Origin of the sequence: Actinomadura sp. NPDC000600 (genome assembly GCF_040492135.1) — a bacterium.
Taxonomy (GTDB): domain Bacteria; phylum Actinomycetota; class Actinomycetes; order Streptosporangiales; family Streptosporangiaceae; genus Spirillospora.
Window position 1 is genome coordinate 248,181 of sequence record NZ_JBEUPD010000003.1, and the last position, 12,240, is coordinate 260,420.

10 protein-coding genes and 1 pseudogene are annotated in these 12,240 nt (G+C 72.2%); 3 read left to right on the forward strand and 8 right to left on the reverse strand.

All coding sequences use genetic code 11. The annotated features are described in order from the left end of the window. Nucleotides 1-70: 70 nt before the first annotated feature. The 4 genes from ABWI07_RS06340 to ABWI07_RS06355 all read right to left on the reverse strand — a co-directional run bounded on the left by ABWI07_RS06340 (nucleotide 71) and on the right by ABWI07_RS06355 (nucleotide 4,092). Nucleotides 71-2,290, reverse strand: a complete 2,220-nt coding sequence (locus tag ABWI07_RS06340) for a molybdopterin oxidoreductase family protein (protein ID WP_353817898.1) — start codon at nucleotides 2,288-2,290, stop codon at nucleotides 71-73. 214 nt (nucleotides 2,291-2,504) lie between these two features. Next, the gene (locus tag ABWI07_RS06345) at nucleotides 2,505-3,113 is read right to left on the reverse strand and encodes a Uma2 family endonuclease (protein WP_149260102.1); all 609 of its coding nucleotides are present in this window, start codon (nucleotides 3,111-3,113) and stop codon (nucleotides 2,505-2,507) included. Between the two features lie 65 nt (nucleotides 3,114-3,178). Continuing rightward, nucleotides 3,179-3,799, reverse strand: a complete 621-nt coding sequence (locus ABWI07_RS06350) for a hypothetical protein (protein ID WP_149260101.1) — start codon at nucleotides 3,797-3,799, stop codon at nucleotides 3,179-3,181. 113 nt (nucleotides 3,800-3,912) lie between these two features. After that, complete coding sequence (locus tag ABWI07_RS06355; RefSeq protein ID WP_149260100.1) at nucleotides 3,913-4,092, reverse strand: hypothetical protein; 180 nt, start codon at nucleotides 4,090-4,092, stop codon at nucleotides 3,913-3,915. 213 nt (nucleotides 4,093-4,305) lie between these two features. On the opposite strand from ABWI07_RS06355, the gene ABWI07_RS06360 reads away from it, so the two are divergent. Both ABWI07_RS06360 and ABWI07_RS06365 read left to right on the forward strand, forming a co-directional pair. After that, entirely contained in the window at nucleotides 4,306-5,412 is a 1,107-nt protein-coding gene (locus tag ABWI07_RS06360; protein ID WP_149260199.1) for a CapA family protein, read from the forward strand. 76 nt (nucleotides 5,413-5,488) lie between these two features. Next, complete coding sequence (locus ABWI07_RS06365) at nucleotides 5,489-7,294, forward strand: SDR family oxidoreductase (RefSeq protein WP_353817899.1); 1,806 nt, start codon at nucleotides 5,489-5,491, stop codon at nucleotides 7,292-7,294. Between the two features lies 1 nt (nucleotide 7,295). Here ABWI07_RS06365 and ABWI07_RS06370 read toward each other — a convergent pair whose 3' ends face one another. Together ABWI07_RS06370 and ABWI07_RS06375 are read right to left on the reverse strand one after the other, a co-directional pair. Then, the gene (locus ABWI07_RS06370; protein ID WP_353817900.1) at nucleotides 7,296-8,288 is read right to left on the reverse strand and encodes an AraC family transcriptional regulator; all 993 of its coding nucleotides are present in this window, start codon (nucleotides 8,286-8,288) and stop codon (nucleotides 7,296-7,298) included. Continuing rightward, a pseudogene (locus tag ABWI07_RS06375) lies at nucleotides 8,285-9,391 on the reverse strand (LLM class flavin-dependent oxidoreductase). The gene ABWI07_RS06370 and the pseudogene ABWI07_RS06375 overlap by 4 nt, the downstream one beginning before the upstream one ends. Nucleotides 9,392-9,498: 107 nt before the next feature. Between ABWI07_RS06375 and ABWI07_RS06380 the strand changes: the two are divergent. Continuing rightward, nucleotides 9,499-10,260 (forward strand): endonuclease/exonuclease/phosphatase family protein, encoded by a 762-nt coding sequence (locus ABWI07_RS06380; RefSeq protein WP_353817901.1) that lies wholly within the window; start codon nucleotides 9,499-9,501, stop codon nucleotides 10,258-10,260. A 136-nt stretch (nucleotides 10,261-10,396) separates the two neighbouring features. Here ABWI07_RS06380 and ABWI07_RS06385 read toward each other — a convergent pair whose 3' ends face one another. After that, nucleotides 10,397-10,651, reverse strand: a complete 255-nt coding sequence (locus ABWI07_RS06385; RefSeq protein WP_353817902.1) for a hypothetical protein — start codon at nucleotides 10,649-10,651, stop codon at nucleotides 10,397-10,399. Nucleotides 10,652-10,658: 7 nt separating this feature from the next. After that, a complete protein-coding gene (locus ABWI07_RS06390) occupies nucleotides 10,659-12,137 on the reverse strand; it encodes an APC family permease (RefSeq protein WP_353817903.1) in 1,479 nt (492 codons plus the stop codon). Between the last annotated feature and the right edge of the window lie 103 nt (nucleotides 12,138-12,240).

Sequence of the window (12,240 nt, forward strand, 5' to 3'; positions counted from 1 at the left end):
GACCCTAGTCTCCCGCGTTCCTCCGCGGCCAGTCATACCTACCTGGTGCCGGGAGGGGCTAAACAACGGCTCAGCGCGCCGCCTCCAGGGTGACGGGGACTCCGTTGAGGACCGCGTTGCCCGAGAGCGGGTCGATCTCCTGCTCGTCGGTGACCGCGTTGACGTTCACTCCCGCGTGCCGGCTCGCCACCCGCGTCCTCGTCCCGGGGCGGTCGTGGCCCCATCCGTGCGGCAGGCTGACCACCCCGGCCATGATCGTGTCGGTGGGCTCGGCGACGGCCTCCACCGCGCCCGCCCGGGACGTGACGCGGACGGTGTCGCCCGCTGCGACGCCGATCCGCTCGGCGTCGGCGGGGTTGAGCTGGAGGGTGCAGGTGTTGGAGCCGCGCACCAGCTCGGGGACGTTGTGCAGCCAGCTGTTGTTGGACCGCAGGTGGCGGCGCCCGATCAGGACCGTCCCGCCGGACGTCCCCGGATCGCGCAGGGCGGAGCGCAGGCGGTCGACGTCGGCGGCGCACGTGGACGGGCACAGCTCGATCCGGCCGGACGTCGTGCACAGGACCTCGTCCAGGCGCGGCTTGAGCGCGCCGAGGTCGAGGCCGTGCGGGTGCTCGGTGCGCAGCCGCGTGAGCGTGAGGCCGGCGGGCTCGGCGCCGAACCCGTCGCCGTAGGGGCCGAGGCGGAGCATCATGTCGAGCCGCTGCTCGGTGAGGGTGCCGGTGTCGAGCATCTTGCGCAGCTCGTCGGGCTCGCGGCCGTGCACCGGGGAACCGGGGATCGCGACGGCCTTCGCCAGCGTCGACTTGATGATCATCTCGTCGAGCAGGGCGGGGTCGCCGTCCGTCCCGGAGGCGGCCACGGCGAGCCGCGCGAGGAGTTCGGCCTCGCTGGGCCGCCCGTCCGGCAGCGGGACGACCGGCGGCGAGTAGCGCGCGTAGTCGCGGACGGCGAGCCCGGTCAGCGCGATGTCGTAGTGCGGGGTCTGCGCGGGGCGCGGCGGCGGCAGCACCACGTGGGCGTGCCGCGTCGTCTCGTTCAGGTAGGGGTCGACGCTGACCATGAACTCCAGGCCGGCGAGCGCGCGGTCGAGCCGGGCCGCGTTCGGCGCCGACAGGGCCGGGTTGCCGCCGATCGTGATCAGCGCCCTGACCTGCCCCTCGCCGGGCGTCTCGATCTCGTCCGCGAGCGTCGCCACGGGCAGCTCGCCGTTGACCTCGGGCAGCCCGCGCACGCGGCTGCGCCACCGCGCGGTCGTGAACGGCTTCTTGCGCCGGTACACCGGCGCGTGGGCGGGCCGCGGGAACATCGCGCCGCCCGGCCGGTCGAGGTTCCCGGTGAGGACGTTCAGGACGTCCACGAGCCAGCTGTTCAGCGTCCCGTACGCCTGCGTGCAAGTCCCGATGCGGCCGTAGACGGCGGCGCGTTCGGCGGCGGCCAGCTCGCGCGCCGTCCTGCGGATCACCGCGGCCGGGACGCCGGTGGCGTCCGCGACGTCCTCGGGGGCGAAGTCGACGGCGAGGGCGCGCAGGTCGTCCAGGCCGTTGACGCGCCCGGCCAGGTGCTCGGCGGTCTTGACGAGGTCCTCGGCGAACAGGGTGTGGACGAGCGCCATCAGGAAGAACGCGTCCGTCCCCGGGCGGATGAACACGTGCTCGTCGGCGAGGGCGGCCGTCCGCGTCCGGCGCGGGTCGACCACGGTGATCTTGCCGCCGCGCGCCCGGATCGCCTTGAGCCGGCCCGGGAAGTCGGGAGCGGACGCGAGGCTGCCGTTCGACTCCAGCGGGTTCGCGCCCAGCATGAGCAGGTGCCCGGTGCGGTCGAGGTCGGGCACGGGGATCGCCAGGGGGTCGCCGAACATGTGCCCGCACGCCACGTGCTTCGGCATCTGGTCGGCGGTGCTCGCCGTGTAGAGGTTGCGGGTGCCGAGCGCCTTCACGACCGCGCTCCCGTACAGCGGCCCGGCGATCGAGTGGGCGGTCGGGTTGCCGATGTAGACGGCGACGGCGTCGCGTCCGTGCCGCGCGACGACCTCCGACAGCCCCCGCCTGACGGCCTCGAACGCCTCGTCCCACCCGGCGGTCTCGCCCGCCACGAGCGGCTCGGCCAGCCGGTCGGGGTCCCCGTCGAGGCTCCCGAGCGTGGCCCCCTTGGGGCAGATGAAGCCCTTGCTGAACGGGTCCTTCTCGTCCCCGCGGACGCGCTTGACCGTCCCCGCCTCGTCGAGGGTCAGTTCGAGCCCGCACAGGGCTTCGCAGAGGGGGCAGGTGCGGAAGGCCGTGCGGTCGCCCATCGGGACACTCCTTGTGAACGGGACCGTCTCCCCATCATGACCCGCCCGTCCGCGCGGACGCCATGGCCGGGCATGGCCCATAAAGGCACAACGGAGTTACTTTGCCACAAAGCCCCATTTGCCAACCGCGGGCCCCCGGTTCGCCCGCCCCGGGACCGCCGGGCCGCTCACACCGCGTCCGGTGATCCTCTGGAGCCGCAGGCCGCCCGTGGCGTCAGACGCCTTCCAACTCCGAGAACGCCACGTTCACCTTCATCCCCTCAGGCAGTTCGGTGCTGAGCGAACCGCGATGCACGGCTGCCAGCCCGTAATCGCATCCGCTCCAGTCAAGTCGGTGCTCTTGGACGTCCACTATCCGCCGGCCATGCATGAGGACGATGAGATACACGGGAATGCGCTGGCCCGCATACTCGGCCCGCTTGTCATAGAAGTGGGTGATGTCGACGGATGATGTGATTTCGATGGCGGCCATGACGTCGTCCGAGCAGAGCTTCGCCCCGGGCTCCTTCCGGCGCGCGACACTGATGTCGGGCCGCCGCATGGTGAAGTGCTTCTCGCCCCTGTGGGGAGCCCGGCCACTCTCCCGGAAGTGCACATCAGCGCCTGCCAGAACTTCGAGATCGGCCTGTGCGGGGCGCGCGGCCCGCAGGGCCGTCGTCAGGTTGCGCGACACGTCGCGCTCCTGCGGGCTGGCCCCTTTGCAGCCGATGACGCCGCCGTCCACGATCTCGATGCCTAGGCGTGCCTCCACTGGCAGCGCTTCGTACTCCTCGATGGTGATCAGGAGGCAGGAGGGGTTCGCCGCCCATACCGGAAGGGGCATGCGTCAGGCTCCTCTGCTCGGCCGAGTGCCAGGCCAGAGCCTGGATGCGCGGGCCGTTGGCGGGGTCAGGGGGCGAAGGGCGGGGCGGATTTGAAGTCGGGGTGGAGTTCGATCGTGGGGGCCAGGGCGGTCAGGGTGCGGCGGGCCCGGGACAGCGGGTGCTGGGGGAAGTGCGGGTCCCAGCCGGGGTCTTCGGAGAGGTTGCGGGGCAGGCCGCCCTGGATCTCCGGGGCGTAGGCGTGCTGCGCCCACCAGCGCATCATGTCCTGGAGGTCGCGGCCCTGCCCGTACTCGGTCAGGTAGTGGTTGAGCGCGGTGCTGTCACGCATCCCGGTGACGCCCTGCTCCAGGCACTGGATCTTCAGGACGAGGCTGCGGTCCGCGCGCGGCACGGTGAAGGAGGCGACGTAGGCCACGCCGGCCGGACGGTCGGGGAGCGGCAGCTTGATGATCTGCCGGACGGCCGGGAGCCCGTCCAGCGTGATCACGTCCAGTTCGATCAGCCCGCCGCCGGCCTCGGCCGCCTTTTCGGCGATGCGGCGGCGCAGCAGGTCGAGTTGCTCCAGCGGGGCCGGCAGGTCGGGCGGGATGTCGTACCCGTAGAGGGCGGCGACGTCGCCGTCCGCGTTGCGGTAGGCGCCGGGCTGGAGCGGCTCCCACCCGGTCTCGTCGAAGCGGAGGGTCATGGGCGTGCACGTTACCGACGAAAAAGGGCGGAGGGGGAGCGGTCGGTGGGAGGTGGTCCGGCCGCTCCCCCTGGTGAGGGCGCCCCGAGGCCGGGCGTCCCCTCCGGTGGTGGTCAGTCGCCCTCGGCGGCGGGACGGCACGCGGGGCACAGGCCCCGGAAGGTGACCTCGGCCGCCTCGATCCGGAAGCCGGTGCCGGCCGGCGGCTCCAGGCAGGGGGCGTGCGCCGCGGCGCGGTCGGCGTCCTCGGCCGCTCCGCAGCTCCGGCACACCAGGCGCCGGGTGTCGCCCACGCGGCCCTCCGGACGGGCCGGGCTCGCCACGGTCATCGGGTGCGGGGCCTCGGCGTCTCGGATGCGGTCATGCGGGTCAACCTATCCCCGTAAACAAGAACGGCTCAAGACAAAGACTCGTGCGTCTTTGCCGGGGCGCAGCGTGCTCGTGGCATGCTGGGCCGACCCGACGCGGAGGTCCATGGGGGGCCGGACGGAGGCGAGGCGATGGCCATGCGGGGGAAGACGGGCTTGCGGGGGACGACCGCCGTGGTCGTGGCCGGGGTGGCGCTGGCCGCGGCGGCTTGCGGCGGATCCGACAAGTCCAAGGCGGAGGGCGCCACGCCCCCGGCGTCGCCGAAAGGCCAGGGGCAGGGCGGGGACGGGTCGCAGCAGCCCAAGGCCGCCAAGCAGCCGATCCTGATCGCCTTCGGCGGCGACACGCACTTCGAGGGGTCGCTGCGGGGGCGGCTGGCCAACCCGTCCACCGCGCTCGGGCCGGTCGCCAAGCAGCTGCGCGCCGCGGACCTCGCCATGGTGAACCTGGAAACGGCGATCACGACGGGTGGTACGCCCGCGCCCGGCAAGCAGTTCACCTTCCGAGCGCCCGCCACCGCGTTCACGGCCCTGAAGGCGGCGGGCGTGGACGTGGCCTCCATGGCCAACAACCACGGCATGGACTACATGGAGGGCGGCCTGCGCGACTCCCTGGCCGCCATCAAGCGCAGCCGGTTCCCTGTGGTCGGCATCGGCAAGAACGCGGATGCCGCCTACCGCCCGTACCGCGTCACCGTGAAGGGCAACAGGATCGCCATCGTCGGCGCCACGCAGGTGCTGGACGACAACCTGATCCAGGCCTGGACGGCCACCGACGCCAAGGGCGGTCTCGCGTCCGCCAAGGACGTCCCGCGCATGGTGCAAGCGGTGAAGGAGGCGCGCCAAGGATCGGACGTCGTCATCGTGCACCTGCACTGGGGCGCCGAGCTGAAGGGGTGCCCGCTGCCCCGGCAGCAGGAACTCGCCAAGGCGCTCGTCGAGGCGGGCGCCGACGTGGTGGTCGGTGGACACGCGCACATCCCGCTGGGCGGCGGCTACATGAACGGCGCCTACGTCCACTACGGCATGGGCAACTTCGTGTTCTCTTCGGCGCAGGGCCAGACGGCGAAGTCGGGCGTGCTGTTCCTCAAGGTCGTGAACGGCAAGGTCGCCAAGGACAAGTGGAGCCCCGCCCTCATCTCCGGCGGCATCCCCATCCCGATGAAGGGCGCCGCCGCCAAGGCGGAGGTCCAGCGGTGGAACGGCCTGCGTTCGTGCACCGGCCTTAGCGCGCGCCCTTCCTGAGGGAACTCTCTGGACAGGCCGCTTGAGGGGCGTAGTTTCACGGGAAACGGGCTCCTAGGGACAGGCGGGCGGGCTGATGCGTGACCAGCGGGTGAGGTCGGGCGAGATCGAGCTGGCCGTGCGGGTGCGGGGCGTGGAGAACCGGCCGACGGTCGTGCTCGTCCACGGCTACCCGGACACCGGCGCGATGTGGGACGAGGTCGCCGAGCGGCTCGCCGGGCGGTTCCGCGTCGTCGCCTACGACGTGCGAGGGGCCGGCGCGTCCGGCGCTCCCGCCGACCCGCTGGACTACCGGCTGGACGCGCTCATGGGCGATCTGGAGGCCGTCCTGGACGGCGTCGGCGCCGACGAGCCCGTCCACCTGGTGGGGCACGACTGGGGTTCGGTGCAGGGCTGGGAGGCCGTCATCGGGGACCGGCTGCGCGGCCGCATCGCCTCCTTCACCTCGATCTCCGGGCCGGACCGGCGGCACATGGCCCGCTGGGCGCGGGAGGCCGTCCGGTCCGGGCCGCGGGGCGTCGCGGAGGTGCTCGGGCAGGCGCGGCGCAGCGTCTACATGCCGGTCCTGATGGCGCCCCGGGCGGGCGAGGCCGCGGCCCGGGTGCTCGCCGCCGGGTTCGGCCGGACGATGCGGCTGCGCGAGGGCACCGAACCGCGCCCCGGGCATCCGGCCGGCACGCTGGCCGCGGACGCCCGCAACGGGCTCGGCCTATACCGCGCCAACATGGGCCGCGCCAACATGGGCCGCGCCGGCGCGGGCCGGGGCGAGGGCGCGTCCGGGGACGGGCGGACGGACGTCCCCGTCCAGCTCATCGTCCCCGTCAAGGACCGCTACGGCTCGCAGTCGCTCCTGCTGTCCGCGCGCGGGCCCGTGGAGCGCCTGTACGTACGGCGCGCACCGGCCGGGCACTGGGTGGCGCGCAGCCATCCCGATCTCGTCGCCCGCTGGATCGGCGAGTTCGTGGAGCACATCGAGGGCGGGCCGGAGACCCCTGGCCTCGCCCACGCGCGCGCGGCAGGACGTCCCGGCAAGGACTTCGGCGGCGATCTCGTCGTCGTCACGGGGGCGGGCAGCGGCATCGGACGCGCCACCGCCCACGCCTTCGCCGCAGAAGGCGCCCGCGTGGTCGCGGCGGACATCGACGAAGGCGCCGCCAAGCGAACGGTCGATGAGATCCAGGCGGCCGGCGGCGAAGCGCACGTCTACGGGGTCGACGTGGCCGACGCCGAGGCGATGGAGCGGTTCGCCGACTACGTCCGGGACGTGTTCGGCGTGCCCGACATCGTGGTGAACAACGCGGGCATCGCCATCGCGGGCTCCTTGCTCGACACGTCCGAGGAGGAGTGGAACCGCATCCGCTCCATCAACCTGGACGGCATGTACCGGGGCTCCCGCCTGTTCGGCCGCCAGATGGTGGAACGCGGCGAGTGGGGCCACATCGTCAACCTCTCGTCGATGGCCGCCTACCTGCCCAGCCCGGAGATGCCCGCCTACGGCGCCACCAAGGCCGCCGTCCTGCAGATGACCGAGGGCCTCCGCCTCGACCTCGACCGCTACGGGATCGGCGTCTCGGCCATCTGCCCCGGGGTGATCGATACGCCCATCGTCGGCAGGACCCGTTTCGTCGGGTTGCCGCGCGGCGCGGAGACCGAGCTGCGTGAGCGGCTGGGGCGGGCGTCCGAGCGCCGGGGATTCGCGCCGGAGAAGGTCGCGCGGGCCATCCTGCGGGCCGTCCGGCAGGACAGGCCGGTGGTGCACGTGACCGCCGAGGCGCGCTTCGGCCGCGCGCTCTCCCGCGTGTCGCCCACCGCGAACAGGGCCCTGGCCCGCATCGGGCGCCGCGCCGGGGACCGCATCCTGGCGGGCATCGAGCGGGACTGACTCAGGTCCGCATCAGGGTCTGCGAGGGCGTCTCCCCGAAGCGCTGCCGGTAGTGGGCGGCGAAACGGCTCATGTGGAAGTATCCGGCGGCCCCGGCGACGTCGGTGATGGTGCGGGGCCCGGGCGGGGCGACGGTGAGCGCGGCGCGGGCGCGGTCGAGCCGCACGCCGCGCAGGAGCTGCGTCGGCGTCAGGCCCCACTCGGTCTGGCAGACGGCCTGGAGCTGCCGGACGCCGAGCCCCACGGCCGCCGCGATGTCCGTGACCCCGACCGGGCGGTGGTGGTGCGCCTCGACCCATTCCCGGATGATCCCGGCCAGATGGTGGGGGACCCGGCCGGCGGGCTCCGCGAGGCTCGGCGTGCCCGTGTGCGGCAGGCCGAGGAGGATCGCCGTGAGCAGCGACTCCTCCAGGCTGCGCTCGGCCAGCGGATGGAGCCCGCCCTGCGCCGCCGCGTCGTCCAGGACGTCGCACACGTACCGCCAGGTGCGTTCGACGATCGAGGACGGCACGAGGCCCTGCTCGCCGGCGTCGTGGAAGCGCAGCGGCGCGGTGTGGTCGCGCCCGAGATGGGCGCCCAGATGGTCGGCGAGCCGCCCGGTGCTCGTCGCGATCACCAGGCAGCCCTCCGTCGGATGCGGCGTCATCCGCATCGCCTCGTCGTGCGAGAGGACGAGGCTGCCCCCGGCGGTCTCGCGGCGCCTGGAGGCCCGGTACTCGACGCCCATGGGCGCGATCGGCGCGCACATGGCGAAATGGCCTTCCGTGGGCGGCGTGTCGACGATGACGCCGCCGCCCCCGTACCGCACCCAGACGAGGTTCACCGATCCCACGCCGAGGGCGTTGACCAGGCCGTCCATCGGCACGTCGGGTTCGAGCGCCTGGAGGTCGTGGCCGACGGCGAACGGTTCGACCGTGTCGTGCAGGACTCCGATGTCCTTGCTGACGACGCGCCGATGGGCGGACAGGGGCGGCTTTGTCGCGGTTGATGTCATCGTCCTGGTGGGGGAGCCGTTTCCTGATGGGCGACGGGCAGAACACCTCGGGCCCGCAGCCGCGGCATGACCTCGGCGGCGAAGTAGCCCAGTTCGTCAGCGTAATTGAGGAACGACAGAGCGATACCGTCGAATCCCGCACGAGCGAACTCCGCGAGGCCGTCCGCGACGTCGTCGGGGTCGCCGACCAGCGGGCAACTGCCGTGCCCGGCCGCGAACCTGTCCCGGTACACCTGGAGCATCTCCGGTGTGAACGACTGCGCGTGCAGCCCCTGCAGCCGCATCACCTCGTCGACGGCGGGCCAGTCGGCGTGCTCGTCGGCGTAGTAGCGCAGGAAGTCCTCGGCCTCCGCCCTCGTCGGGCGGCACACGACATGGCCGAGCGTGAAGACGCCCACCTCCCGGCCGTGGGAGGCGGCCTCGGCGCGGATGGCCTTCACGATCCCGGCCCCGTCCTCCGGGCCGCCGACGACCGTGAACGCCCGGTCGGCGTTGCGCGCGGCGAACGACCGCCCCTGCGCGGACGACCCGGCGTTGATGACCGGGAGGCTGTGCCCGTTGTACGGCTTGGGCCTGCCCACCACATGCTTGAGCTGGAAGAACCGCCCTTCGTGGTCGAACGGCTCGTCGCTCGACCAGATGCGCCTGACGACGTCCCACCACTCCTGCGCTAGGGCGTACCGCGTGTCGTGGTCGCCGGGCAGCGTGAGGCCGAACATCTCGTACTCGGGAGCGTGCCAACCGGCCACGATGTTCAGCCCGACCCGCCCCTTGCTGAGGTGGTCGGCGGTCGCGAGCTGCTAGGCCGCGACGACGGGATGGTGGAACGCGGTGTGGACGGTGGTGAACACGCGGAGCCGGCTCGTCTGGGCGAGGAGCCCGGACGCCCACACCAGCGGGTCGAGGGCGCTGCGGTGGAAGTCGGTGTCCGGCCCCCAGTCGGTCCAGCGCGCGACCGGGAGGAGGAAGTCGATGCCCACCTCGTCCGCGATCCGCGCGAGCCGCAGGTTCTCGCCCCAGGTCGCATGCCATCGCTCTGGTGCGGTCGTGATGGCGAGGCCCGATTCGGTGTTGGGGGAGAACAAACCGAGTTGGAATCCCATGCAGAACCTTTCCCGTCCAGCGTGTCCGGTGTCACCGGTCCGGTCGTCGCGCCCAGTATCCGAAGGCGTCACCTCGCCGGGCAACGCGGTGACATAGAGTGGCCGCCATGCTGGCGCGTGTCCTCACGTTCAACACCCTGTTCAAGGGCGAGGCCCGGGCACGGATGGGCGTGCTGGCCGAGATGATCGAGCGGTCGGACTACGACGTCGTCTGCTTGCAGGAGGTCATCTCGTGGCGGGTCCTGGGCCTGCTGCGCCGTGCCGCGCCCTCGTATCCCCACGTCGCTTACGCGCCGTTGTTCCCGCTCGTGCGCGGCGGGCTGGTTACGCTCTCCCGCCATCCGGTGACCCGCCGCCACTTCGTGCACTATGTTCCTGCCCGTCCGGCCCGTCCCGAATGGCTGCTGGGCAAGGGCGCCCTGTTCACCCGGATCCGGCTCCCCGGCGGCCACCTGACCGTCGTGAACACCCACCTGTCGGCGAACCTCGACATGGACTGGTCTCCGTCCAACGCCTACACGCGGGTCGAGCAGGCGGAGCTGCGCCGGCTGGCGGCCGCCGTCGACCGGATCCCGAAGACGGAGCCGCTGGTGGCGATGGGCGACTTCAACGTCCCCCGCGACTCCCCCTACTTCGCGGACTTCGTCTCGGCCACCGGGCTGCGGGACGCATTCGGCGGCGACACGGAACCGACCTTCCGCCCCGACTACGCGGAGATCGGCGCCATCGACCAGCTCCTGGTCAGGCCGGGGATGGAGGCGAAGACGCGCCTGGTCTTCAAGGAGAAGGCCAGGCTCCCCGGCGGTCGCTCGACCGTCCTGTCCGACCACTACGGGATCGAGGCCTCCCTCACGGTACGCAACGGCTAGCGCCGCCGGCCGTTCCTCGAGAGGGCATTCTCCAAGCGGGGCGGCAGCCTGGCGGGGCCTGCGGTGCTCACCGCAGCCCCCCGCGGGTTCGTACACCAGATCGGGTTCGTCGAACTCGGCGAAGGCGCCCAGCTGTTCACCGGTCGCGAGACCTCCCGCACGGGGAGCAGCGGCCAGTTGCCCCGGACGGAGATCGGGCCGCGCGAGGGCGCCCCTCGGCGAACGATTCGGGGTTCAGCACGGGCACGCTGTTCAGGGTGATGTTCGCGCGGTCGTAGGCGGCGATGCGGTGGAGGAACATCGCCACGAGTTCGACGCTCGTGACCAGCCCGGCGGCGAGGGCCGCGCTGAGGTCGGCGATCGAGGAGTCAGGAGAGATCGCGGTGGGCACGGCGGGCTCACTCTCCCTGTCGGCGGGCGTTCTCGGCCGCGGCGAGCTCGGACTGGATCGTCGCGTACGCCCGGTCGGAGGGCTCGACGCCCTTCTGGCGGCCGGCCGCGACGACCCCGGCGACCGCGGCCGCGGGCAGGAGCCACGGAAGCGAGTTCACCCAGGCGAGGTCGCTGCCGGTCAGGGTCGAGTAGTTGACGAGCATCAGGATGAGCCCGACGACCAGTCCGAGGCCGCCGAGGGCCGGCGCGACGATGGCGCCCCAGACCGACTCGCCCCGGCGGTGGCGGAGGAAGAACCCGACGATCGAGATGCCGGCGGTGGCCTGGAGCGCGACGATGCCGAGCACTCCGAGGCCGTAGAGACTGATGCCCATGCCGAGGTAGGGATCCTGTCCGGCGAGGGTGAAGCCGAAGGTGGCCGCCGCGACGAGCCCGAGTTGCCAGCCGCTCGCCACGACGGGGGAGCCGTGTCGGGAATGGATCCGGGCCATCGCCCGCGGGAGCAGGCCGTCGCGGGCGAGCGCCACCTGGTAGCGGGCGGTGTTGCAGTGGAACGCCAGGAAGGCGGCGAACAGGCTGGTCATCACCAGGATGCCCATGATGTCGGTGAAGGACTGCCCGAGGTAGTCGGTGCTGGCGTTGAAGATGAAGTTCTCGGGGTCGTCCTTGGCCGCGGCCTGGGCATGGTCGACGCCGTACGCCGAAATCGCGGCCCACGTGGTGACCAGGTAGAAGCCGGCGATGACGGCCAGGGAGACGTACGTCGCGCGTGGGACCGTGCGGTGCGGTGCACGGGCCTCCTCACCGTAGAGGGCCGTGGCCTCGAAACCGACGAAGGAGCCGAAGGCGAGCATGAGGCTGACGCCGAAGCCGCCGCCGAACACCACCGCGGGCTGGAACACCTCAAGGGAGAAGCCGTGGAAGCCCTTCTCGATGAGGACCGCCGCGTCGAAGCCGAGCAGGAGCAGCACCTCGGCGGCGAGCGCGAGGCCGAGCACCTTCGCGCTCATGGTGACCTTGAAATAGGCCAGCAACGAGACGAGCAGGAAGAAGGCCAGGGCGCAGACCTGCCAGGACACCCGCGCACCGGCGATCTCGCTGATGACCTCACCGCCGAAGTACGCCAGAGCACCGAAAATCCCGATGGTGGCGACGTTGTAGGCGAGCAGCGCGACGTAGGCGGTGGCGCCGCCCGCGTGCCGGCCCAGTCCATGCCGGGCGAAGGTGTAGAAACCCCCGACGCTGGTGATCCGCCGGCTCATCCTCACGTACCCGGTGCTGAACAGCGCGAGCACGACGCCCGCGATGAGGTAGGTGCCCGGAGCGCCGGCGCCGTCGCCCAGGGCGATCGACAGGGTCAGCAGGGCGACCACGACGCCCATCGGGGCCACGCCCGCGAGCACGAAGAACACGATGTCGGCGGTCCCCATGGCACCGCCGTCGAACCGCCCCTCGCGGGGGCGAGTGGAGTCCACCGTTGACACCGACGGTCTCCCTTCCTCTCAGACGACCACGCGCGCCGTGCGAGCGCCTCCCCTTCCGCCGCCTGCCGCGACGCTGGAGGAGGGATGGTCGTGCCACTGAATT